We start from the raw sequence: 23,343 nt of genomic DNA, 5'->3' as shown, positions 1-23,343 counted from the left end.
TGGGGTAATCACTTTTGGTCAAAAGGCTACTGTGTCGATACTGTCGGAGTAGATGCAGAAATGATCCGTAAATATGTGAAGTACCAAGAAAAGAAAGAACGTCTCCAGCAGGAGATAGATTTCAGGAAATAATCTGCAATCTTGGGGCAACTCTCACCAGCCTTCTCTGAAGGCTGGCGGTTTCAGCCCCCTTATAGGGGGGGCATAAAGCAAAACCACGTTCTAAGAACGTGGATCATTTACTTCTGGGTTGCACATACCCAAAGGCATTATATGCAGGCCGCTTCTGATTTATTTTCCCTTCCCTGTAACGTGTTATGCTGTTTTAAAAAGAACAAAGACAGCACCAGAACCCATTGGGAAGCATTGTGCAGGTAAACGACAATTTTATGAGATTTACTTTTCTGGGAACCTCGGCAGGGTCTCCCACCGTAGACAGAAACGTGACCGCGATGGCACTGGCTCTGGATGAGAGTCGGGACTGGTATCTTGTGGATTGTGGTGAAGGGACACAGCAAAGGCTGCTCAAAAGTCGTTATACCCTGTCAGGGCTTTCAGCCATTTTTATCACCCATATTCATGGCGACCATATGTTTGGACTGCCGGGGCTGTTAACCAGTGCCAGTATGCAGGGGAGAAAGGCTCCTTTGACTATCTGCGCACCCGAAGGTGTAGAGAGCTTTGTACGCCACGCTTTGAAGTGCGCGGCTGTCAGTAATATGCCCTACGAGCTTAACTTTGTTCGCAGTGATGAACCGGACTTCCATTTTCAGGATCAACGCTTCAGCGTAAGTTCCCATGCTCTTTCTCACCGCGTCCCAAGCTTTGCATACCGTTTTCAGGAAAAGCCGGTTATCCAGTCAATGGACCAGGACAAGCTGGAAGCGCTTGATGTGCCAAGAGGTCCTTTGTGGGGAGAGTTGCAGAATGGAAACAGTATAACTTTGCCGGGAGGACGAATCGTTAATCCTGAAGATGTCAGGCTGCCCCCGCTGCCAGGCAGAGTGGCCATTATTGGTGGCGATAATGATCAGCCGGACCTACTTATTGATGCCATGAAAGGTGTCGATGTATTGGTGCATGAAGCCACTTTTACGGACCCTGTTCTGGAAAAGGTAGGACCACAATATATGCACAGCACAGCCAGCATGGTGGGTGAAGCGGCTGAGAAAGGAGGAGTTAATCATATCATCCTGACTCACATCAGCGGCCGCTATCGAAAACATTCGTCTGACTTTGCTTCATCGGTTGAAGCCCTCAGAAGCGAAGCTCAATCGGTTTTCAGTGGGCAGGTTGAGCTGGCTGAAGATTTCGGTTGCTGGGCTTTGGACAGAGAAAGAACTCTGGCCAGAATTGATTAGAGCAGGGCAGTGTGCTCCCTGCTCTAATCAATGTGTTTAAGGAGTGGCTTGATTAAAGGAGCTGATAATGACCAAGGCTCCTGCCGCCATCAACAGATCAGTAGCTTGTTTGTTGATGTAGGAATAGGTTAAACCCCACTCCTGAAAGTGTTTTCGGAACAAGGCATTCACAAAATCAATTTCATTGATCTCGGCATACTCACCCAGAAAGTAGACGTGGGGCGGATTGGTTTTTCCCTTTTCCGCAGCCCTGGCGATCAGGGCTGAAGCATTCTTTTTTATCTCATCCAGTGTGGGTTGCATGGTGGCTTTCATATGGTCTGCATACCACTCTTTAAGAGCTGTAGGGGCGTCAGCATCCTGCAGTCTTAGCAACAGAACTCTATGGCCCAATTCATTCTTTCTTTTACGTTCAGAGTAACGCTGGAAGAAGGCTTCATCCGTTGCGTTTGGATTGATGTGTTGATGCAGATAAGTTCGAGCGTCGCTCTCTATACTCCACTCTGCTATTTCTGTCTGACAGGCTGGATCACTGAAGAGACATTCCGGACTGCGAGCGTTGACGAAGAAGTTATCACTGGCAAAGGCTCCGATGCTGTGGGTGCTGCCACTGGGAAGTTTTTTGTTTTCACCATAAGGCATTTTCATATCCACCGTTTTTAATGTTCCCTGTTCCATGGAGCAAACCAGGTCGTAGGTGGTTTTAAAAACAAACAGCTCATCCTCTGCATTCATACGCTTCATTGCTTCGCCGATCAGGGCAGTATCCCGGGTGGTCCATATTCCCGTGAGAGTGATTCCGCTGCTTTGAAATGTATCTTTAATGGCTTTTTCTGCCTCATTCTGAATTTCGATCACGTCCTGAGGGTTAAAATAGGCGAACAGTTCATCCCCTTCTTTTGCCGTAGTGGCATCAAAGCCTGCTACTGCATAGAGGAATGAAGAAGGGATCTTTGCAGGGTCTATACCCTTTTGAGCCAATACGGCCTTCTGCTCATTCAGCATTTCCTGAGACATTTTTCTGGCTACCGCTACAGCTTTTCCGGTGGGGTCATAATTCCCCGCACTCATGGCTGTTCGGGTTCGCTTGAATGCAATATTTCCAACATGATCCAGATAAGCTTCGTCGATGGTCATGTCCCGTTTGATGGAAGCCAGAACTTTGGGTTTGTTATTGTCCAAACGCTGAATCAGGTACATTTCTGCACGAGAGTTCAAGCTCCAGAGTACATAAACCAGCTCTTCCTGCGCCTGCACGAAGACACTGAAGGTTATCGAAAATAGGGCCACGACCAGCAGGGCCGGTTTTCTGAGAAGCATGGGGCGATTCCGGTTTTATAGGTAAAGCTAGAAAGTGTAGACACGAATTCTGGAACTGGGGTTTTTACAGAGATCCGAAGTCGATCCGCTTCGTGGTATAATGATTCTCTTTTGCCATAAAAATGCTTTAAAGCAGACTTATGGCATCAGCTTGAGCGATGTGAATCGCTTATCACTGTTTCACCCAAAGTGAAGAATTGAATGTCTGAATATACAAGTGTTGAAGAGCGCGTAAGTTACGGTATTGGTCGTCAGATGGGCGACCAGCTGGCCAGCAACCCGATCGAAGGTCTGTCCATTGATGCCGTTCTGGCAGGTCTGGCTGATTCCCTGAATGGTGCTCCAAGTGCTGTTGAGCATTCTGCCCTGCAGGAAGCTTTCAACGAAATGCATCAGCGCATCCAGGCTCAGGAAGCAGAAAAAGCCAAGGAAATGACCGCTGAGGGTGAAAAGTTCCTGGCTGAAAATGCCAAGCGCGACGAAGTAACTGTCACTGACTCCGGTCTGCAGTACGAAGTGCTGGTAGCAGGTGAAGAAAATGGCGAGAAGCCAGGTCCTGACGCTACCGTTCGTACTCACTACCACGGCACTCTGCTGAACGGCACTGTTTTTGACAGCTCTGTGGATCGTGGCGAGCCTATCGAGTTCCCGGTTAACGGCGTAATTGCTGGCTGGACTGAAGCTCTGCAGCTGATGACTGTAGGTTCCAAGTGGAAGCTGTTTGTTCCTTACAACCTGGCCTACGGTGCTCAGGGTGCGGGTGGTGTGATTGGGCCATACGCAACTCTGGTATTTGAAGTAGAGCTGCTGGCTGTTTCCTGATAACAGCTTTGGACTGGAAGCGTCCTGCTTCCAGTCCTTGTTTCCTTCCTCCCTATCTCTTCTTGTTTCTATTTAATTCACCCAAAGGGTAAGCTGTTTGCTTTAGTTGTTTTGTACAACTCTGGATTCATCACTGCTGTGATGGATGGCCATCACTATAAAAATAATAAAGTGAGTACTCACCGATGAATTTTGAAACACTCTTCGGTCCCGTTCGGCAATGGGGTTTTCTGGTTAAAGATCTGGATGAAGCCATGCATCACTGGAAAGATGTTTTGGGTGTGGGCCCCTGGTGGGGATTCCGGAATGTTTCTATGGAAACTGAGTTCCAGGGGCAGGTGAACGAAGCCCGAATGAATGTAGGGCTCAGCTACCAGAACGGTGTTCAGATTGAGTTAATTCAACAGACTAATTCGGTCTTGTCTCCCTACAGTGGTTTTATGGAATCCGATCAACAGCAAGTGTTTCACCAGATTGCCTATTTTGTGGAGGACATTGATCAGGCAGTGAAAGACGGTGAGCGGGCAGGTTTAACCGTAGCGGGTATTTGCAGGACACCTTTTCAGCGAATTTATTACATGGGTGCGCCCTGGCTGGGAGATATGGTTATAGAGCTGATGGAAGAAGACCGGGGAATGACAGAGCACTTTGAACAGTGTGCAGAAGAAGCGCAAAACTGGCAGGGTGATGAGCCCTTCAGGCTGATATCTTTATAGAGAATGATTGAAACTCCACTGCTGAATGCAGTGGAGTTATTAACAGAACGATCGATCAGGAAACCAGAGATTTTCCGGTCATTTCTGAAGGCTGTTCTATACCCATCAGATCCAGCAGAGTAGGGGCCAGATCCGACAGAATGCCGTCTTTCAGCTGGATGGCTTTAGGGCCAAAGTAAACCAGAGGCACCAGCTCGCAGGTGTGAGCGGTATGGGCTTGTCCGGTTTCTGGGTTCAGCATTTGTTCGGCGTTACCGTGGTCGGCGGTAATCAGACACTGCCCACCGGTTTCGTCCAGAGCTTCAATCACACGACCAATGGACTGGTCAACGGCTTCAACCGCTTTTACGGCCGCATCAAATACACCGGTATGACCGACCATGTCGCAGTTGGCGTAGTTACAGATCACCAGGTCATGCTTGCCACTCTTGATTTCAGCAACCAGGTTGTCGGTCACTTCCGGAGCACTCATTTCAGGCTGCAGGTCATAGGTGGCCACTTTTGGGGATTCCACCAGTACTCTTTCTTCACCGTTATAAGGTTCTTCACGTCCGCCGCTGAAGAAGAAAGTAACGTGAGCGTATTTCTCGGTTTCAGCAATTCGCAGTTGGGTTTTACCCAGCTTCTCCATGTATTCACCTAGAGTGTTGGGCAGCTCGGAAGGTGGGTAAGCGCAAATAGTGTCGATGGAAGCTGCATACTGGGTCAGCATAACAAAGCCGGCCATGGCTGGCTCTTTGGCACGTTTGAAGCCTTCAAAGTCCTTGTCGACAAAAGCACGGGTTATTTCTCGAGCTCGGTCAGCACGGAAGTTCATGAACAGAATTGCATCGCCATCATTGATGGTGGCAGGGCTTTCACCAATAGTTGTGGCTTTAACGAATTCGTCGTTTTCATCGCGCTCATAAGCGGCCTTCAGGCCCTCAACGGCTGTTTTAGCGCTGAATTCCGCTTTGCCCAGAGTCATCATGTCATAGGCTTGTTGAACACGATCCCAGCGATTGTCACGATCCATGGCGTAGTAACGACCGATCAGGCTGGCGACACGGCCGACGCCTTTCTCTTTCAAAAGAGCGTCTGTTTTAGCGAGGGTGGCTTCGGCACTGCGAGGCGGTGTATCACGGCCGTCCAGGAACGCGTGAACATAAACTTCTTTAGCTCCGCGTCTGGCGGCCAGTTCAACCATGGCGTTGATATGGTCTTCGTGACTGTGAACGCCACCCGGAGACATCAGGCCCATGATGTGAACGGCTTTGCCTGCAGTGACGGCTTTATCGATGGTGTCGGTAAACGCTTTGTTTTCAAAAAAGTCGCCGTCCTTAATGGACTTGGTGATGCGGGTAAAGTCCTGATAAACAACACGTCCTGCACCCAGGTTCATGTGACCCACTTCGCTGTTACCCATCTGCCCATCCGGAAGACCTACATCCATGCCGGAGCCAGAGACAAAACTGAAAGGATGTTCTTTCTGGAGCCGGTCCATAACCGGAGTATTGGCTGCCAGAATGGCATTGGAATCAGATTCTTTGCGGTAACCGTAACCATCCAGGATGATCAGGGCGGTGGTTTTGCGCTTGTCAGTCATGGGTCAAACCCTGGCGAGAGGTGAAGGCTTTGAATTCTACCTGCTTTGTGCCTCGTTTCCAGAGACAGTTTGATAGAAATTCATTATTTGCAGAATAGAACAGTTGTTTTGGTCAAAGCCTGATTTTCTCTGTTTTTCCATGATGCTTCATGGCCCATTCTGATGATTTTCAGTGATTGCAGATTTGCGGGAAGTACAAAATCAGGGGCAGGGCAGGTAGGTATTGAAACATTCGTAACTCTATTGGGCAGACTGTATACTTGCCGCCTTACGGCAATTAATCATGAAAAGTGGCTCGCATCTTTTTCTAAAAGTAAAGAGAAGCGTAAACTGTTTTTCCCTCGCTAAGGCATTTAGTACTGGTTCAGTATGGAACAGATTATTGAATTTATAGGTAACCACCCGTTGCTGGTGGGTTCATTGGTGGCTCTGTTGTGTGTGTTGCTCTTTACGGAGACTCGTAAAGGGGGGCAAACCGTGGGTTCTCAGGAAGTGACCCAGTTGATTAACCAGCAAGGGGCTGTAGTGCTGGATGTCAGGGAGAAAGCAGACTTCAGTAAAGGTCACATCGTAGACGCCATCAGCATGCCTTATGGCAAAGTGGCGGAGCGTGTGGGTGAATTGAATAAGGACAAGGATAAGCCGATTATTATTGTGGATGCCATGGGGCAGCACAGTGGTACGGTCGGCAAGCAGCTGAAAGATGCCGGGTTTGAACAGGTATTACGCCTTAAGGGCGGCATCGGTACCTGGACAGCCGACAATCTGCCCCTGGTAAAAAAGTAATAGGGAATTCCAGCCGCTCTTTTCAGGAGAGCGGCTTTGCCAACAAGAATGGAAAAGAGATGGCTCCGGTTACTGTTTATATTTCTGCCTATTGCCCCTTTTGTCACCGTGCTTTGAGACTGCTGGACAGTAAGGGTGTCAGCTACCAGACTATCAGCGTCGATGGCAGGCCTGATGTCCGTCAGGAAATGACTTTGAAGGCAAACTCACACACTGTGCCCCAGATTTGGGTTGGAGACACCCATGTGGGTGGCTGTGATGACCTTTATGCTATGGAATCTGCCGGCAAGCTGGATGATTTGCTGCTGTGATCGCAGGTTGTCCGAAATAAGTACTTAGCCTGCCTTTGATCCCTTAAAAACGAGCCAGTCAGACAAAAAAGGTGGGCTCTGGCCTTTTTGTCGAAAATAGCTGATTATCTGGCTTGATATCCGTATTTTTGCCCCCATGATAAGTGGGAACCTAATGTTGTCAGGTGCTCGGAATCGAGAACCGATATTTTTAAGGAAATGATAATGGCTGAGAATCAGCAGCAAGATCAGGCGCAGTTTGCTCTGCAGCGTATTTACGTCAAGGACCTGTCCTTTGAATCTCCAAAGTCTCCAGAGATGTTTCAGGCTCAGTGGCAGCCTGAAGTTAAGCTGGACCTGAACACGACTAACCGTCTGCTGCATGACGACATGTATGAAGTGGTTCTGTCTCTGACCATTACCGTTCAGAACGGTGAAGAAGAGAAGGAAACCGCTTTCCTGGCTGAAGTTCAGCAAGCCGGTGTTTTCCTGATCAAGGGTCTGGGAGACGATGAACTGCATCGTACTCTGGGTGCTTTCTGCCCGAACATCCTGTTCCCATACGCTCGTGAAGCCATTGACAACCTGGTTCTGCGTGGCAGCTTCCCTCCGCTGATGCTGGCACCTGTAAACTTCGACGCCCTGTACCTTCAGGCGCGCGAACAGCAGGAAGCTTCAGTTAACTGATTGTGCTTTCAGGGTGTTATGAGCTATCTCGTAACACCTTGATTTAAAATGATTTTTTTCTTATTTTTTCATTCTTTTCTTCTTGCTCTGTCTATACTCTTCCCGAGTTTCCCCATTGAAAAAACGGCACGCTATAGCCCGTGGTTCTCATCGCTATTGCAGGCTCTTATGGTATTCAGTTTTAGAAAAGGTTTGCTGTTACTGACTGCTTTCATCTGCATTACTCCAGATAGGGTTTTTGGGCTGGCTTCGGAAAATCTCGTATTTTTTAGGTCTTCAGCCAACAGTCGTATACCTCAAAACCGTTTTACAAGTTCTGAAAAGTTTGTGATGCCCATCAGTCAGACTGAAGGGCAAAACTATCTTGAAAGTTCAGTTCTTCAGGCTGTTAAGAAAAAAATTGTTTTTGCCATGCATTTCATCTCATCGCAGAAAGTGAAGTCGGGAAACGGGCTTCTGACGCTTCAGCTTGAGAACGATGAAAGCCCAATAGCAGTAATGAGTGTTTTTGAAGGAGAAGTGCTGGCTGCTCATGGAAGCATGGTGCATTTAATGAATAAGTCCGGGAAGGACTTGTTATTAGTTTCCAATACTCCATCCACTGAGCGATGGGATGTTTTCCATTGGATTGAGAATGATTGCAGACCCTCAACTAATTATTCTGTTTCAGCTGTCGTGGTTAATCAAACGGGTAATCTCAGTGCAGATGATCTGCTTCAAGTGTCAGTATACAACCCGTCTGAAAACGAATTTTCTACTGCAAGTAATGTCACAACTCCGGAAGTTGAGCTTGAAAATTATGAGGAGCATCTGCAGTACTATTTAAATAGTTTGGCCAGTTATATTGATTGGGTATCCGGCTTTGTCATGCTCATGTTGCCTCCGGAGCAGGCTTACCGGCAGGCTTATTTATCCGGAGAGCAGAAAGAGGGACTTGCTGTTGTTTGTGTAGGTGATTCTTGCTGTCCACCGATTGATTCCAGTCTCAAGGCTTCCCATAAGCGGAGTTGGTTGGAGATGATCAATGGGACTGGCTGTGAAGGAAGGCAGTGTGTCAGACAAAAAGGGAATCCCAAAAAGAGACCACGAGCAGACATACATAATGCTGGAGTAGCCAACGGAGGGAGACTTCAGCAGGAAAGGAGAGTGATTGAAGGAGAAGAGGAGCATCCACAAATTGAGAGGAGTCACCCTGATTCTTCTAGTAATGAAGTGAGTAGTGAAGGGGAGAAAGAATCACAGGCTGTAATAAGGCAATACACAAAGCTGGCAGCTGAGTCTGGAGTGGATCCTCTGGTAATCATGCTTGTTAATACGGTTATTGATTTTCTTTCTCACTATGCAGAAGAGGACCCGGTAACTGTTTTAGAAAAAGCACCGTTATTGAATAATATGGTGCTGGCAGGTATTGATTTTTACAAGAACTTTGAAGAGCAGGCTGCCGTCGATAGGCTTATTGAGTATCTGGAAAAAAACAATCTTTTGTTCCTGAGTGATAGAGACTACGCAAGAAGAGCTATTTCTCCAGTCATAAACTTAAAGTGGGAGGATTACAGTTTACCGTCCAGATTAGTAAGCGTAATGGATACCTCAGCCATTGACACCACTGTAACAGAGTTATTCTTGCTGGATGGAATACTTACAAGGTTCAAGGAGGAGCAAGGTTCTAATTCTCAGCTAGAGGGTTTTGTAGGCTCATTTACTCTTTTTGCCTTAAAAAGCCTTTTCAATCATAGGGTTAATGAAACATGGAGAAGGAACTTGGCTCGATGGTTGGATGGTCATGCTACTTATTCGTTCTGGAGAAGCCTGATTACTCCAATACCGGAAAAGCCTGCAAATGTTCGTGTCTATGGCAAGACTCCTGAAAGCCGTCAACGCAATAGTCAGGAGCAGGGAAGTCATCAGCTGATCAGCATGCTGTCTAATAGCTATTCAATGCCTTTTTTCTCAGGTAGAAGGTTACGAAAACCACCACCTCCTTACGGTGCTGGTCATACCCAGCTTGAGCTAGCCTGGAGACAATCTCAGCAGGGAAAGAATTTAGTCAGGAGACATCAGGTTGCAACAACTCAGGCGGCAGGAGGACAGTTTCAGAATCCGGCTTTTAAGCAACCTTCAGATGCTAATGTCCAGTTCAGGAGTCTGCCTCGGAGGCAACAGATTCAAATCATGAGGGCTCGTCAAGGTAGGCCTCCCGCACCAGTAATGGCCTCGGTTCCACAAGCCCTCGCAGTATCTTCCTCTTCCTCAGTAGTTCACTGGAAACCAGTGATAACTCAAGAGGCGACAGGCGTAGTTCCCAGCGTAATTATCCCTGGCAGTATGGCAAAGACTGGAAACGGCAAGGCCAAAACAGCTTTGACGGCTTCTGTTAACCAGCCGTTAGTATCAGCATTTTTCCCCTCCACCACGGGTTGGACTAATTTACCGTCAGCTGCCACACCGGGACCAGTAGTGATGCCACTGAGGTCTGCATCATCCGGTATGGGCTTTATCCCTGGAGCTGCGAATCCTCTGGGTTTATTTTGGTATTATTATCACGTTGCGTATTACAAAGTGCTTCAGCGAAGAAGTGCTGAAGCCGGGGTGGTTTCAGTTGATTTCTTAAGAGAGCAAAAAAGGGAGTTTACACAAATTGTGCAAAGCCAATTGCCCATGGTGCTCCCAGAGAGTATCAATAATATCTTTTCTCTGCTCAAATCATTGTGGATCAGGCAGTATGGTGGTTCTCCTTGAATGTGGTGAGTATTCACTTTCCACTTTTGAATCCCATCTGCTTCCAGGCTTCATAAACCATCACTGCAGCAGTATTGGACAGGTTCAAGCTGCGACTGTCCGGTAACATCGGTAAACGCAATACCTGCTCTTTTGGCAGACTCTCCAGAATCTCAGCGGGCAGTCCTCTGGTTTCAGGACCGAACATCAAGGCGTCTCCTGGTTCAAAAGAATGCTCTGAATAATTCATAGTGCCTTTGGTGCTTAAGGCCAGAACCCTTACAGGTTTCACTTTCTCAAGAAAATCTTCGAAATCATCATGAATCTGCAGACTGGCGTATTCATGATAATCCAGACCTGCTCGCTTCAGTTGCTGGTCATCCAGTTCAAACCCCAAAGGCCTGATGAGGTGGAGACGAAAGCCTGTATTGGCACAGAGACGAATAATGTTGCCGGTGTTGGGCGGGATTTCTGGTTGGTACAAAACAATATCAAGCATGTCGACGGAAGCTGGTTCAGTGCAAAGAAAATGAAGTATATCGCTTTTTGGGGTGAGGGAATGGTTGTCAGTGAATCTAACCAATCCGGTCAGAATGGATTACCAAGGGAAACTTAGTGGACTTGTTGCCCTCTAAGAGATCACATGGCTGCCACCAGGGTTGGAAGCAGCCTGATAGGGACGTCAAAAAAGAGCGTCAAGGTACTGACGCAATCAAACTACTGTGACCTTCTCATTTGAGAAGTCACAGTAAACCGTATGCGAAAGCATGGTCAGCTGAAAGGGATTTGGCTGGCATTATGAACTGCAGCAGGTAATTATATCCGCTGCAGTTCAATTCTTATCCTGAATACCTGCCTTAAAGAAACAGCTTTTGACGCTTTTCAAACACAAGCCTGAGCCAGTCCTGAAATCAGAACCATAGTTAGCAGCAGAGCAATAATGTTACAGGTACGGCCGACACGGCATTGCTTTTGATCACAGCGGCATTGATCGTAGGGTGACAGATCCATCTTCAGAAGCCTCTATAAATTCCCTGAGGGTTATGCTGATACACGCTTCGAATACTTCACTGCCTTGGAAGCTACTTCATTAATCTTAGTAGAGCTACACACAGCAGAAAAAAAATTTACTTTCAATCTCTCTCCTCAGGTGTCTGTCAGGATAACGATCTTTTTTGTGATGTACAGAAGAATGATCCGAATGGGTGTTGATTTTCTGGCGCATAAAATGGTTTCCTAACCTCATGGTTTGAATATCTGCCTGATTAATAAACGGAAATTTATGAATCCGGTTACGTTCTTGCAAACCGGGGGCGTTTTCAAAACCTTTAAGTTCTTTGTGTTGACATTGCAAAAATATCTATCTGGCAGGTGTTTTTGTGATCAGTTAATTATGTTAACCTGATCACAAAATGCATTTATAAAATGTTAATAATAAAGAGTGCCAGGATCAGGAAAGACAGACGGATAATAATAAAAAGACGATTGTTGTTTATTTTTTTAAGTTCCGCCTGACTTGCAGTTCCGTAAGAAGCCTGGAGTGAGTGGCTTCGAGATCAAGGTGTTTTTCAAGCACCTGAAGCATAGAAGAAAAAACAGACTATGGACTAGTTAACGGAGAAAGTGATGGAATTTAAAAAAGTAGCTGTAGCTATCGCGCTGTCTGCAGGACTGGCCTCTTCCGGGCTTCAGGCTGCAACCAATCCACCTGTAGCAACGAACGGCTCTTCTACAGGCAATTTTGATATTACCCTCAACAACAATACTCAAATCCGAATTTATGGTTTGCAGGATGTTGTAATTGATGATGCAGGTACTGGGGTTGCTACTGGAACTACACCCGTTTGTGTTGCTTCAAATGTAGATGACTTTAATATCTCAATGAGTGCTCTAGGCGGTACTTTCGAACTTAGTAATACTGCAGCAGTTGGTGCTGGGGCAGCAGCTGCTAATGTTCCATACACTTTACAGTTGCAAAATAATGTTGATTCAGACATAGCTAATGGCCTCTGGGGAGGAAGTGGGCTTGGTGAAGGTATTCAGAGTCCAACAGCTTTGGCAAGATCAAGCAATGACCCAGTCAATTTACCTGCAAATTGCACAGGGGCGAATTCTTACAAAATTAAGGTAACACCCACCTATACAGGAGCTGCACCTGGTGTTTATACAGGTACAGCGACTGTAACAGTAAGCCCAATTTAATCTCAAAAAAGCCAGCGAAGTTATTTCCGGTGTCTTCGCTGGCTCTTCAAAAATAAAAAAACAGCCGTGAGAATAGCCCTGGGCCAACCCACGGTATAAGAATCTGAGCAGTAACAAAAAGGATTTTTCCGGGTCATGACTAGGCGGAAATGCATTGACATTTTATGTGTTGCATTGCCCATGGTTTTTGTTCTTTCCAAAGCCGTGGCCAGTCAGCCGCTTTTTCTTGCCCAAAATAAAGTCCCTGAAGGTTTTGAAACACTCAGTGAGCCTCAGCAGTCGCTGGTAGATATCTATTACGGCAATCGCTATTTAACGTCTCAGCTGGCTACCTTTCAACCCGGTAAGATTTCCCTTTCAAATGTCGATGAAGTGGTTCGCCTTATTGGCTCGGTGAATGACCCTTCTTTTTTGAATACTGCTTTATCCGGTGAGCTGAATACTCATGCCGAGTCTATCTGTCCGCCTAATGTCTCCAATGATTGCGGTGTTCTTAATCCTCCTGTTGCTGGAGTGATTTTTGATGAGTCCAAATTTCGGGTAGATATCTTTGTTAATCCCCGCTTTCTATTAACCCGTGCCGCCGACGTTAGAAAATATTTACCCCCTTCTGATGCGGGTTTTGCCATGATGCAGAACTTTTCTGCGGCGGCCACGGGGAGCTCGGAAGATAATGCAGAAAATGATTACACCCTGAACGGCCTGACACTGCTTTCTTATTATGAAAACAGTGTGCTTTGGAGCTGGGATTACTCCAAGTCGCAGCATTTTTCTGTGAATCAGCTTTTTGGTCAACGGGAGTATGAAGGTTTTGAGTACAACCTGGGTCTGTTATCCAGTCAGGGCTTTGGCCTTAACTTTACTTCTGACCAGCCGCTGGTAGGCGCACGTTTTCAGAGTTCTGATAACACCCGAAACGACACCGATTTCAGCGGTGGTATGCCTGTTGAAATATTTATGCCATTGCGTGGACGGGTAGAGATCCGGCGGGACGGACGACTGATCGCGTCTTATTTTCATGAAGCCGGTCTTCAGGCTTTGGATACTACAACTTTTCCCAGTGGTGCCTACGATATCGAAATCCGTATTCTGGACGAGCAGGGTAACTTGCAATCTCAGGAATCTCGATTCTTTGCCAAGCAGTATCAGCTGCCACCAGAAGGTGAGTGGCAGTTCTTCGCCGAAACCGGTCGTGTAATGACTTCTGTGTTTGACGGTGCTTTGCCACAAAGTACTGAGCAATGGTTATCCCGTGCCGGTGTAAGCAGAAGAATTTTCGATACCATGGCGGGGACATTATCGGCTGCAGCCACTTTGGATACCTCACTGCTTGAACTGGGTATTTATAATCTGGGATATCGATATGAGTTGTCGCCTTCAGTTATGGTGTCGGATAACGGTAGCTATGGTATGACCCTGACAGGCAGAACCTGGTTGGGTGATGTCTCTCTGAATGGTAGTTATCGTCGGCTATGGAGAGACGATACAGAAGTTGAGAATGCCGACCGTCCATCATTGATCGGTGATGCTTTTGAGCAAAGCAGTTTTTCTGTTTCAGCCCCACTCTGGAGAGGAAGCGCCAATTACCGCTTCAGTAGCAATAGAAACAACAATGACGGCAGAACAGAAACCCACGGAGTGAGTTATACGGCTAACGTTTTCAGAACACTGGATTACGATACAAATGTCACTTTCAGTTTCAGTGAGTCGGAAGGTAACTCCGTTGCGCTGTTGAGCTTTGAGTGGCGATTCCGTCAGGATCGCTGGAATTTCCGGGTTAACCCTCGGGCAGAAGTTCAGAACAACAATGGCAACAAAGACAAAACAGAAAAAATGAGGCTTTCAGCCTCTTGGGATGATGGCGATCTTTACGACGGTCAACTGACTTCCAGTGTCTCTGCTGAAATAGGCAGTGGTGAGCGCAGACTCGATGGTGCTGTGCAATACGGCAACCGGTTCGGCAGGGCCGCATTGAATGTTAACCACAGTTCAACGGATGCAAATCAGGTTACTAACTATAACGGCAGCTTCAGCACCAGCTTCCTGACCGATGGTAACGTGGTGGCCATGGGGGGCGAGCAGAGAGCCGAAAGCGCTCTGGTGGTCAATCTGGATGGACGCACAGGTGATGTTTTTGATGTGAAGATCGATGGTCAGAGACGAGGATATGCTGTAGCGGGCAGACCTTCCGTTATTCCTCTCACGCCATTTGAAGAATATACCGTAACCCTGTCGCCTTCAGGAGATACGCTCTACAGTTTTGATGAGCGTGAACGGCGCTTTACGCTTTATCCGGGCAACGTTATGACGCTGGATTATGAAGCGATTCCACTGCAGCTTCTTTTTGGACGCTTGCTGGTAAATGGTGAGCCTTTGGATCGTGCTCGAATTACCGGAGGACTTTATCCCTCCAGTACCGATGATATTGGTATGTTCCAGATCGAAGCCCGTTCTGACATTAACGAGCTGCGAATTGAACTTGAGAATGGCTGGCAATGCAGTGTGCCGGTTGAGGCCGATGAAGAAAAATATATTCTAAGAATGGGAACCCTGGATTTGGCTGAATCCGATTGTGTTCCTGAACTGGAAGGTCAGCTGGCTATCGGTAAACGAGACGACTCCTGAGCAGGAAGCATTATCAGGACAGGCCAGCATTTGAACTCATAATAACAAGAATGGAGTCTTGCTGTGTTCAGGGTCAGTTACCTGCTCTTGCTGTTTTTCTTAGTGTCCGGCGCTGCGTCCGGACATCATAATTCCCATAGTGATGGAGACTGTGCTCAAGCGGATGCCAATTGCGATGATCGAACGGATTATCATGATCATTACTGGCTGAAACTGAAGCGTTTATTTGATCTTGATATGGGTGAGTGGGGTGGAGAGCAGCTGGTCAGTGGCTCTACGGTAGCTGCTCAGGATGGCAGGCTGTTTTGCATAATTTCTTATTCCGTTCCTCGCTGGCAATACAATCCAGCTCGAACACTCTATGACTATCAGGTGCAGATTACCGGGCCACAGCTTGCCGGGCAGTTTGTTCTTCAGCCCCAGGGTCAAGGTGGAGCAGGTCTACCGGTTAAGTTGACACTCAAAGGTGTTCAAGGTGATGCCACAGCGAATGTGAACTTTTCAAATTGGACTGCGTTTAACACAGTGCAGGGGCTTGATGAGTACGAAGTCTGTAGAAAGAATGAGTTGAGCATTCTTGCTGAGGTCACCAAGGCAGACATTCTTCAAAATGCCAGAGCAGGGCAATACCAAAGCCAGTTTACGGTGACAGCGCAAAGTAACAACCTGACGGTTTCCAAAAGTTTTCTGGTTACCCTGCAAGTGAAGCCATCGATCATGATCAGCGGCCTTAATGATGTTGAATTGAATTTTGATGGTGTGAATAACGTTCAGTCCATGGATCAGAGTTACTGTGTTTTCAACCTGGGTGGCGAGGCTTTTGAGTTAATGGGAGAAAGTACTCATGGGCAGGGCGTTTTTGCCCTGAAGAATGGCAACAGTTTTATTGAGTATGGCATCGAAACCATTCCAGTGAACAGCGGCAATAACAACTGGACTGATCTGGTTGAAAGTACATATGTTTCAGGGAATAACTGGGCCGGCGCTTTCAGTCAGGATTGTCAGGGCTCTGCGGGTAACATGAAATTCAGAATCAATATTCCTGCACAAAATATGTCCAGTAAACCTTCAGGAATATATCGAGATACGGTACAGTTAACCGTCATCCCCTTGTAGACAAGTGAGTAGCTGGGAAAGGTTAATTATAAGAAAGCCTGTAGTTTAAAGGCCCAAGGTTGTAGAAGTTGAAGTATTTTACCAAGGTGTTTTTTGCGGCACTTGTACTCTTTTCGTCAGAGTCCAGAGCCTTCTTTGATTTCTTCGGTTATGTAGCTGATCCACTTTTCGTCTCTGCAGGAAATGCCAACCCCACCTACAACTTTACGGTTTCCTTTAGTGCTTATTGTAATTCGGGCTGTATAGGTCAGGACTATCGATTGGCTCTCTCGGATTCTAACCCCGGAAGGCAGAGTCCCATTACGGGCGGCACAGAACCTCTTCAATACCCTGCAGATGAGTTGTCCGAGTTTCTGATCAGTGCCCAATACAGTCAGCAGGCAAACAGTGGAAGTCTGACCCCCGGTCAGTGGACTCATTCCAATAACTCTAACTCATTTTTTCAGACCACCACGAATGGCACTGAGACCGGGTCGTTTACTTTTACCTTTAATCAGAATCGTCTGAAGCAGCTTCCAGCCGGTACATACAACTTCAGCTTTTATATCGCCGGTGAAGATATGTATGGGACTCTCCATCTGGATAGCATTCTGGTGACCATTCCTATTGTTGTTCCTGAACTGGTGCAAATTTCAGGTCTTGAAGATGTATCTCTTGATGCTAAAGACCTTTCCGGTAATAACCTGGATGCCCAGTTTGGTGTCTGTGTCTTCAGCAATACTGGCGGAGTGGCTATTGATTTTGACGGGAGCAGTAATTCAGGGGACAACTTCATGCTCAGTAAGCAGGGACAGTGTGTTAATTCATCAGATTGCGTTGATTATCGTATGAGGGTTAGAACCCCCAGTGAAAACTGGCTGACGTATCGTAGGCAGGGACATAGAAACAGAGTCTGGACTGCCAGCACTCAGCAGGATTGTGGTGGTCAGGACAATATGACCTTTATGGTGAGGATCAGGCAGGGAGCGCTCAACAATCTCGATTCGGGTGTTTACAGCGACACCATGACTGTTACAGTGTGGGCTCAATAAATATAAGAAAGGAATTTGTTTTCTTATGGTGTCTGTCAGAGGGATGTTAGCGGTACTCGCACTGACATTGAGTAACACAGCTTCAGCTTTTTTTGTTTTTGGTCAGCAGCTCTATACGGCTCCAGCCGTGACATGGACGGGTGGCGATATAAATATTGATCTGCCCATTCAGTTGCAGTCTTGCCGTGGAACCAGTATTGGCTCTGGCTGGTTTTCCTGTGGCTGGTTTCAGCAGGTTGAAGAATACACACTCGAAGCTACGGAGTTTGAATTTATATCATGGGAGGGGGCTCCTTCCATTGAAATGTCCAGAGTGACTTACCAACAGGGTGCCAATTCATTGCTGATTAAGGATGGCAGCACGATTCCTGATACCAGTACAACGCTATTGAATCCGGGCAACTGGCAGCAGGTAACCGGGAATGTCTCGGTAAAGATATATACGGCAGATTTGCAGGGACGTCAGCCTGGGGATTATCAAGCAGTATTGAGGCTCAAGGGGATGGAGTCGGGTGGTTTGATACCTTATACCGCCTTTAGCGATATTATTTATGATCTGACAATCCCTGATCGTATTCAGGTCAGTGGTTTGAAAGATATAGCACTCAGCGATCAAAGCCTGCAAGGGGGGATGAATTTCTGTGTTTATACCCAGAGCGGCGCAGACTTCACCCTTAGAGCTACTGGAGCCAATAACGCCTTTCTTCTTTCAGGTCAGGTGGGTTATCAATTAAAAGTGGGTCAGGGTGGCAGTATGGAGTTACTTACACCAGGCGTCGATGGTCAGCCATGGAGTGGTTCTACTCAACAATATTGTGGTGGTGGCTCTAACATGGATCTTGAAGTTACAGTACCTTCATCGGAGCTCTCAGGGCTTCAGCCAGGTGTCTATAAAGATACTGTAACGGTGACTGTGTCTGTTCAGTGATTCAGAAAGTCTTCCTTTCTTCGGTGCTGCCATTAAACAGCCCGTATTCAACTTTGGTTTTGCTGCTGGGTATTTTTAATGTCCAGCTCTGTCCTGCATACAGTCGTTTGATGTCGTCAATTTCTGTACATTTGCGTTTACTGTCTTCGCCAGAGCAGAACTGACCATTGCGTAAAACTACGTTAATGTTGCCGCTGTTGGTGAAGGTTATTGAGTCTTTCTCACGCTTGGCGGTCACTTTATATTCCGGGTTCTGGGGGCGAACAAAGACCAGTGTCTGATAGGCAATCAATAGTTTGATAGCGTTTTGTGTAGCTTCCAGATCCCCTACTACGGGTTTGAAAGTGACCCTGTAAACCGACTCTACTTTTTTAGGTGTTTCCAGGCTGACCAGGCGAACTGTCTTACGGCTGTTGGGTGCAACAATGGCTTTTTGTGGCGTGCTGAGCAGCTTCAGCTCAGAAGGATCGGTGACTCGAACTCTTTCTTCCTGTTCAGTACCGGGGTTTACTACTTTGTAAACTTCAGTCTGCAGGTACAGGTTTTCCTGATCCGGATTGGTGACAACAATATCCTGTCGGGGGGATTTGTCGGGCTCAAAATAGACAATCATTTTGTCCAGAGACATGGCTGCATGGGCGTTGAGTGCCATAGCCAGTGAAGCAGGGAAAAGACAGAGTTTAAGCCATGACCTCATCCGTTTACCCCTTGTGTTTTTATAATGTGGTCCAGTCACTAGAGTGATCTCTTTTTTGTCATCACCATGAACATCAGGTAATGGTCTATGGCTTCCATTTTATGGGTACTATCGTTCTTGGTAAACCACCTTATTCGGCGCTGATAGTGAATCTCAGTGTTCCTTCCAAGGGTTGTTGGGCTGCAGCGCTTGGTATCTTGACCATGAAGCCGGTATCAGACGTGTCACAATCCGTATTTCGAGGGATGGTGTTGATCAGGTCACTGTTTTGGCCGCTGGCCAGGCTCGAGGCGTTCTGGTTAGAAGACCAGAGGTCAACTTCATAGTCATAAGAGCGGCTGCCGTTGGATAAAGAGTAGGAGCCATTACTGCCAGAACCTTCTGTTGCAACGGAGTACTGATTGATGCCAGTACCTTTGATGCAAAGTGGCTCAAGCTGATTGAACTTGGCGACTGTAGAGGTAAAACCGCCTGCTTGTTGAAAAGACTGTGTTGCTATAGAAGTCTGCAGATTGGGCTGTATGACCAGACGAATACTGAAAGAGCCTGAGGAGGTTTTTCCAATATTCCCCTGTTGGGCAGAATAAGTTGAAAAACTGATCAGAGAAAGTGCAGAGATCATTAATGCTCTGCAAACCATTGCTGGGATATCCATATGACACCTACGTCTTTTCTGGTGTTATTAAATGGAGTATAGAAATCCTCAGAGGCCTGTTTGGCAGGACAATAAATCAGGGCTCAGGGGAAGATATTCGGGCGGTTCTGAATGCTCAGAGGGTGTTTTCTGTCACGAATACGACACCCTCTGAGAGAGGTTAAGGCTATTCTGTCAAAGCTTTGTCGGACATCTGCAGTTCTTTCATTTTACGGGTCAGGGTGTTACGTCCCCAGCCTAGCAGCTCTGAAGCATCGCGCTTTCGGCCACCGGTATGTTGGAGGGCGGATTCAATCATGATTTTTTCAAAGACAGGCACGGCTTTGTCGAGAATGCTGCTATGACCAGCAGCCAGTTCTCTGTCAGCCCACAAGCGAAGCTGCTGCTCCCAGTTTCCTGGCTGTAGTGTGACCGGGCCACTGTCAGGCTGACTCAGAAGCTCAGGGGGTAAATCTGAAATCAATACCTCACGACCAGAGGCCATAACGGTTAACCAGCGACAGGTGTTTTCCAACTGTCTGACATTGCCAGGCCAGTCCAGACTGGCAATGAATCGAGCTGTCTCCTGAGTGAGTACCTTGGGCTCTACATTTAATTCGGTGGCGGCTTTATCCAGGAAGTGTCTGGCAAGCACAGGAATATCTTCTGATCTTTCGCGGAGCTTTGGCAGGTGAACCCGGATAACATTGAGACGATGGAAAAGGTCTTCCCGGAAAGAACCTTCTTCAACCAGCTTTTCCAGATTCTGGTGAGTCGCGGCAATAATACGAACATCGACTTTTACCGGTGTATGGCCTCCGACACGGTAGAACTCTCCATCGGCCAGAACCCGGAGCAAGCGGGTCTGAGTTTCTGCTGGCATGTCGCCTATTTCATCGAGAAATAAAGTACCGTTTTGAGCTTGCTCAAAGCGGCCTTTACGCATGGCGCCTGCACCGGTGAACGCACCTTTCTCATGACCAAACAGTTCTGATTCAATCAGATCCCTGGGGATGGCTGCCATGTTCAAGGCAATAAAGGGGTTGCTGGCTCTGGGGCTGTGTTTATGCAGAGCACGTGCAACCAGCTCTTTGCCTGTGCCTGACTCACCGTTAATAAGGACTGTGATATTGGACTGTGACAGTCTTCCTATAGCTCTGAAGACTTCCTGCATGGCAGGTGCTTCACCAATAATCTCTGTGCCATTATCTACCGCTTCAATAACTTGTTCGGTTTTCTTTTGCTTGCTGTGCTCAATGGCTCTTTTCGCCAGAGATACGGCATCGTCAATATCAAAAGGTTTGGGCAGATACTCAAATGCGCCTCCCTGGTAAGAGGAGACGGCACTTTCAAGATCGGAGTGCGCGGTCATGATAATGACCGGCAGGTCAGGGTAGGTTTCATGAACTTCTTTCAGAAACTCCAGGCCATTGGTGCCAGGCATTCTGACATCACTGATAATGGCTTCAGGCTGGCTGTAGTCCAGCTCTCGTAAAGCCTTGTCGGCGGAATCAAAGGCATCTACTTCGATCTGTTCACCGGCTAATGCCTTTTCCAGCACCCAGCGAATAGAACGGTCATCATCAATAATCCAGACTTTAGAATCCATACTCATTACTCACTCCTGTTTGTATCTGCTGAAAACTGCTTGCTGTATGACGGCTGTGAAGGCTCCTCAACGGTAAGCGGCAAATAGACGTGAAAGCAGGTTTGACCGGGTTTGCTGTCGCACTCAATTAACCCCTGATGCTGACTGATAATGTATTGGGCCATGGGTAGTCCCAATCCTGTTCCCTCGGCTCTGCCACTGATCATGGGGTAGAAAATATTTTCTTTCAGATGTTCCGGAATGCCCGGACCGTTATCAATAACTGACAGGTGACAAACGAGTCTTCGTTTCTGATTACCTATGGTGAACTGTCTTGATATACGGCTTTGGATAGTAATCTTGCCGTCACTGAGAGGCATGTGCTGTTCAATTGCCTGCATAGCATTCCGGACAAGGTTAAGTATTGCCTGAATCAAGCGTTCACGGTCCGCAGGCAGATCGGGAATACTGGGGTCATAGTCTTTGTCGATGCTCAGCTGGCCACCGGTTTCGGCATGCAGCAACTGTATGACTCTCTCCAGCACTTCATGAATATTCAGGTTGTTCATACTGGGAGGCTTGATAGGCCCCAGCATTTGATCCGCAAGGTCTCTTAAGCGGTCTGCTTCTTCAATTATGATCTGGGTAAATTCACTGAGCTCTTCGTCATCAAGTTGTTTGTCCAGTAACTGGGCAGCACCTCTTATTCCCCCAAGGGGATTCTTGATTTCATGGGCCAGGCCTCGGGCCAGAATGCGCGAGGTTTCCTGTTTGGCGATCAGGGACTCTTCCCGGGTGATGCGTTGTAATCGATCTCTTGGATGGATCTCAATCAACATACTGGCTTCAAGATTTTCTAGTGGGGTAATAGTGTAATCTGCCAGCACCGGAGTACCGTGAATGACGATTTCTGATTCTCGGCGAGTGAATTGCTGGTTTTGCTCAAGCGCGCGCTGCAAGTCCTTGATCATGGAGCCATGCTCAAGAATTTGAGGAAGCGGCAGCTGCAGTCCGCTTTTTTCGCTGATATCCAGCAACGCTTCTGCAGCATGGTTCATGTAGGAAACACGAAGTGCGCTGTCCAGAGCAATGATGGCCGTGTTGAGATTTTCCAGTACAAATGCATTGATCACCGGCTGACACCTGGATAAGTGGTTGTTTTTCTTAGCTCATAGTGCTCTTCGGCTGCTGGAGCGATTGTGCTGCTCACCCAGACGGCAGAAGGCTTCCCGTTACTTTAAAGTGTTTTTTCAAACTGAACGCAAGAATTGAACCAATTGTTGTCAACCTCTTTCAGAACGTGACCTCTTTTGCATCACTATGATCTGAAGAGCCGTTAAGAAGGTTAGAATTATAAGTCAGTTTGATTAAATGCACCAGAATGGTGCATTTGGTTTTTCAGGGGGCAGGAGTAGGGGCTGGCGCCGGAGTGGGCGGTCTGAAAACAGTACGCTGAACGTGGACTGTGCTGTTTGTGGTTTTCAGTGTCTTGCCGTTACGGTCGAGAATGGCAACGGATAGCTTATGAGTGCCTCGGTCGACATTTTCCAGTTTAAAAGTTGGATTTCTCTGGGGTTTACCCTGTTGGGTACCATCCAGTGAAAGTGAGAGCGTGTGGTCTATTGCCAGGCTGGGTCGGAGTTTGACCTTAACAGAGAAGTTACCATTATCTCTGATGGTTGAGTCATTGGCAGGCTCGGTAATGGTGAAACTGGAATAGATGTCTTCTTTATGATTATCCACCGGATTGATCGATGGCTGGCTGGAGCTTTGCGTAGCTGGAATTACGGTGATCGGGGTAAGCGTCACAGGCTCGGCTTTTTTATTGGCGCCAGGGCTGTCTGTAAAGGTGACATTGCCATTTTTGTCGACGGTCTTATAAATCTCTGTGGCCTGGGAAAGCACTGGCAGAGTAAGCAATAAGGTCAATATTATTGTTTTCATAATGATCTACGGCTGATTCCGGAATGGCTCTAGGAGGCTGACCGAGAATAGCGCCCGAGCATAAAGTTCAGTAGATCGAGCCAGATTTTTCGTTGAATTTGTGCGAATAGTTGACCTATTTAAGCAAATTCAACGGAAAATATGGCCGATCTTTCTGGACTTTAGGCCGGGCTGTCTATTCTCGGTCAGCCTCCTAGGTTACTTTACTGCAAGTGCCTTTGCATCTATCTGGCGATGAATGGAAGCTGTAGGGCGTTTGCTGGGATTATGTGGTTGTCAGGAAAGGGGGGCAG

21 protein-coding genes are annotated in these 23,343 nt (G+C 47.2%); 13 read left to right on the top strand and 8 right to left on the bottom strand.

The window, feature by feature from the left end:
* Both WG89_RS11690 and WG89_RS11685 read left to right on the top strand, forming a co-directional pair.
* The coding region (locus WG89_RS11690) for a transposase (protein ID WP_172806795.1) at positions 1-132 on the top strand (132 nt) is incomplete at its 5' end.
* A gap of 257 nt (positions 133-389) precedes the next feature.
* Positions 390-1,361: a ribonuclease Z gene (locus WG89_RS11685; RefSeq protein WP_062266008.1), complete on the top strand. Its 972-nt coding sequence runs from the start codon at positions 390-392 to the stop codon at positions 1,359-1,361.
* A gap of 36 nt (positions 1,362-1,397) precedes the next feature.
* On the opposite strand, the gene WG89_RS11680 is transcribed toward WG89_RS11685, so the two are convergent.
* Complete coding sequence (locus WG89_RS11680; protein WP_062266006.1) at positions 1,398-2,681, bottom strand: hypothetical protein; 1,284 nt, start codon at positions 2,679-2,681, stop codon at positions 1,398-1,400.
* Between the two features lie 201 nt (positions 2,682-2,882).
* On the opposite strand from WG89_RS11680, the gene WG89_RS11675 reads away from it, so the two are divergent.
* Together WG89_RS11675 and WG89_RS11670 are read left to right on the top strand one after the other, a co-directional pair.
* Positions 2,883-3,503, top strand: a complete 621-nt coding sequence (locus tag WG89_RS11675) for a BamJ family beta-barrel-assembly machinery protein (RefSeq protein WP_062266003.1) — start codon at positions 2,883-2,885, stop codon at positions 3,501-3,503.
* Between the two features lie 185 nt (positions 3,504-3,688).
* Positions 3,689-4,219 carry a VOC family protein gene (locus WG89_RS11670; RefSeq protein WP_062266001.1) on the top strand — a complete coding sequence of 177 codons (531 nt, stop codon included), beginning with the start codon at positions 3,689-3,691 and terminating at the stop codon, positions 4,217-4,219.
* Between the two features lie 55 nt (positions 4,220-4,274).
* On the opposite strand, the gene gpmM is transcribed toward WG89_RS11670, so the two are convergent.
* Positions 4,275-5,804, bottom strand: coding sequence for a 2,3-bisphosphoglycerate-independent phosphoglycerate mutase (gpmM, locus tag WG89_RS11665; protein WP_062265998.1), 1,530 nt, complete (start codon positions 5,802-5,804; stop codon positions 4,275-4,277).
* 369 nt (positions 5,805-6,173) lie between these two features.
* On the opposite strand from gpmM, the gene WG89_RS11660 reads away from it, so the two are divergent.
* From WG89_RS11660 to WG89_RS11645, 4 genes are all read left to right on the top strand, one after another.
* Complete coding sequence (locus tag WG89_RS11660; protein WP_062265995.1) at positions 6,174-6,590, top strand: rhodanese-like domain-containing protein; 417 nt, start codon at positions 6,174-6,176, stop codon at positions 6,588-6,590.
* 59 nt (positions 6,591-6,649) lie between these two features.
* Entirely contained in the window at positions 6,650-6,901 is a 252-nt protein-coding gene (gene grxC / locus WG89_RS11655) for a glutaredoxin 3 (protein ID WP_062265992.1), read from the top strand.
* 204 nt (positions 6,902-7,105) lie between these two features.
* Positions 7,106-7,567, top strand: a complete 462-nt coding sequence (gene secB / locus WG89_RS11650) for a protein-export chaperone SecB (protein WP_079253803.1) — start codon at positions 7,106-7,108, stop codon at positions 7,565-7,567.
* Between the two features lie 48 nt (positions 7,568-7,615).
* Complete coding sequence (locus tag WG89_RS11645; RefSeq protein ID WP_153301551.1) at positions 7,616-10,306, top strand: hypothetical protein; 2,691 nt, start codon at positions 7,616-7,618, stop codon at positions 10,304-10,306.
* A 13-nt stretch (positions 10,307-10,319) separates the two neighbouring features.
* Here the strand turns inward: WG89_RS11645 and trmL are convergent, their stop codons facing one another.
* Positions 10,320-10,784, bottom strand: coding sequence for a tRNA (uridine(34)/cytosine(34)/5-carboxymethylaminomethyluridine(34)-2'-O)-methyltransferase TrmL (gene trmL, locus WG89_RS11640; RefSeq protein ID WP_062265983.1), 465 nt, complete (start codon positions 10,782-10,784; stop codon positions 10,320-10,322).
* A 1,127-nt stretch (positions 10,785-11,911) separates the two neighbouring features.
* On the opposite strand from trmL, the gene WG89_RS11630 reads away from it, so the two are divergent.
* The 5 genes from WG89_RS11630 (at position 11,912) to WG89_RS11610 (ending at position 18,187) form a co-directional block, all read left to right on the top strand.
* Positions 11,912-12,487 carry a hypothetical protein gene (locus WG89_RS11630; protein WP_062265977.1) on the top strand — a complete coding sequence of 192 codons (576 nt, stop codon included), beginning with the start codon at positions 11,912-11,914 and terminating at the stop codon, positions 12,485-12,487.
* A 135-nt stretch (positions 12,488-12,622) separates the two neighbouring features.
* Entirely contained in the window at positions 12,623-15,112 is a 2,490-nt protein-coding gene (locus WG89_RS11625; protein ID WP_079253802.1) for a TcfC E-set like domain-containing protein, read from the top strand.
* A gap of 63 nt (positions 15,113-15,175) precedes the next feature.
* Positions 15,176-16,228: a hypothetical protein gene (locus WG89_RS11620; RefSeq protein ID WP_062265970.1), complete on the top strand. Its 1,053-nt coding sequence runs from the start codon at positions 15,176-15,178 to the stop codon at positions 16,226-16,228.
* 68 nt (positions 16,229-16,296) lie between these two features.
* A complete protein-coding gene (locus tag WG89_RS11615; RefSeq protein ID WP_062265968.1) occupies positions 16,297-17,259 on the top strand; it encodes a hypothetical protein in 963 nt (320 codons plus the stop codon).
* A gap of 25 nt (positions 17,260-17,284) precedes the next feature.
* Positions 17,285-18,187 carry a hypothetical protein gene (locus tag WG89_RS11610; RefSeq protein ID WP_062265965.1) on the top strand — a complete coding sequence of 301 codons (903 nt, stop codon included), beginning with the start codon at positions 17,285-17,287 and terminating at the stop codon, positions 18,185-18,187.
* A 1-nt stretch (position 18,188) separates the two neighbouring features.
* Here the strand turns inward: WG89_RS11610 and WG89_RS11605 are convergent, their stop codons facing one another.
* The 5 genes from WG89_RS11605 to WG89_RS11580 all read right to left on the bottom strand — a co-directional run bounded on the left by WG89_RS11605 (position 18,189) and on the right by WG89_RS11580 (position 23,050).
* Positions 18,189-18,884, bottom strand: coding sequence for a fimbrial biogenesis chaperone (locus tag WG89_RS11605; protein WP_062265962.1), 696 nt, complete (start codon positions 18,882-18,884; stop codon positions 18,189-18,191).
* A gap of 130 nt (positions 18,885-19,014) precedes the next feature.
* A complete protein-coding gene (locus WG89_RS11600; protein ID WP_153301550.1) occupies positions 19,015-19,539 on the bottom strand; it encodes a hypothetical protein in 525 nt (174 codons plus the stop codon).
* 166 nt (positions 19,540-19,705) lie between these two features.
* Positions 19,706-21,133, bottom strand: a complete 1,428-nt coding sequence (gene ntrC / locus WG89_RS11590) for a nitrogen regulation protein NR(I) (RefSeq protein WP_062265953.1) — start codon at positions 21,131-21,133, stop codon at positions 19,706-19,708.
* A complete protein-coding gene (gene glnL / locus WG89_RS11585) occupies positions 21,133-22,239 on the bottom strand; it encodes a nitrogen regulation protein NR(II) (RefSeq protein WP_062265950.1) in 1,107 nt (368 codons plus the stop codon). The genes ntrC and glnL overlap by 1 nt, the downstream gene beginning before the upstream one ends.
* Before the next feature lie 265 nt (positions 22,240-22,504).
* Complete coding sequence (locus WG89_RS11580) at positions 22,505-23,050, bottom strand: DUF4124 domain-containing protein (RefSeq protein WP_079253801.1); 546 nt, start codon at positions 23,048-23,050, stop codon at positions 22,505-22,507.
* Positions 23,051-23,343 lie beyond the last annotated feature (293 nt).

Origin of the sequence: Endozoicomonas arenosclerae, from assembly GCF_001562015.1 — a bacterium.
In the GTDB taxonomy this organism is placed as follows: domain Bacteria; phylum Pseudomonadota; class Gammaproteobacteria; order Pseudomonadales; family Endozoicomonadaceae; genus Endozoicomonas_A; species Endozoicomonas_A arenosclerae.
The sequence above is the reverse complement of the archived record's forward strand: the minus strand, read 5'-3'. Positions and strand labels throughout refer to the sequence as shown.

Bases quoted from the DNA above. Each gene is read 5' to 3' on its own strand.
- WG89_RS11685 (WP_062266008.1), top strand. From the start codon at position 390: ATGAGATTTACTTTTCTGGGAACCTCGGCAGGGTCTCCCACCGTAGAC.
- WG89_RS11680 (WP_062266006.1), bottom strand. From the start codon at position 2,681: ATGCTTCTCAGAAAACCGGCCCTGCTGGTCGTGGCCCTATTTTCGATA.
- WG89_RS11675 (WP_062266003.1), top strand. From the start codon at position 2,883: ATGTCTGAATATACAAGTGTTGAAGAGCGCGTAAGTTACGGTATTGGT.
- WG89_RS11670 (WP_062266001.1), top strand. From the start codon at position 3,689: ATGAATTTTGAAACACTCTTCGGTCCCGTTCGGCAATGGGGTTTTCTG.
- gpmM (WP_062265998.1), bottom strand. From the start codon at position 5,804: ATGACTGACAAGCGCAAAACCACCGCCCTGATCATCCTGGATGGTTAC.
- WG89_RS11660 (WP_062265995.1), top strand. From the start codon at position 6,174: ATGGAACAGATTATTGAATTTATAGGTAACCACCCGTTGCTGGTGGGT.
- grxC (WP_062265992.1), top strand. From the start codon at position 6,650: ATGGCTCCGGTTACTGTTTATATTTCTGCCTATTGCCCCTTTTGTCAC.
- secB (WP_079253803.1), top strand. From the start codon at position 7,106: ATGGCTGAGAATCAGCAGCAAGATCAGGCGCAGTTTGCTCTGCAGCGT.
- WG89_RS11645 (WP_153301551.1), top strand. From the start codon at position 7,616: ATGATTTTTTTCTTATTTTTTCATTCTTTTCTTCTTGCTCTGTCTATA.
- trmL (WP_062265983.1), bottom strand. From the start codon at position 10,784: ATGCTTGATATTGTTTTGTACCAACCAGAAATCCCGCCCAACACCGGC.
- WG89_RS11630 (WP_062265977.1), top strand. From the start codon at position 11,912: ATGGAATTTAAAAAAGTAGCTGTAGCTATCGCGCTGTCTGCAGGACTG.
- WG89_RS11625 (WP_079253802.1), top strand. From the start codon at position 12,623: ATGACTAGGCGGAAATGCATTGACATTTTATGTGTTGCATTGCCCATG.
- WG89_RS11610 (WP_062265965.1), top strand. From the start codon at position 17,285: ATGGTGTCTGTCAGAGGGATGTTAGCGGTACTCGCACTGACATTGAGT.
- WG89_RS11605 (WP_062265962.1), bottom strand. From the start codon at position 18,884: ATGAGGTCATGGCTTAAACTCTGTCTTTTCCCTGCTTCACTGGCTATG.
- WG89_RS11600 (WP_153301550.1), bottom strand. From the start codon at position 19,539: ATGGATATCCCAGCAATGGTTTGCAGAGCATTAATGATCTCTGCACTT.
- ntrC (WP_062265953.1), bottom strand. From the start codon at position 21,133: ATGAGTATGGATTCTAAAGTCTGGATTATTGATGATGACCGTTCTATT.
- WG89_RS11580 (WP_079253801.1), bottom strand. From the start codon at position 23,050: ATGAAAACAATAATATTGACCTTATTGCTTACTCTGCCAGTGCTTTCC.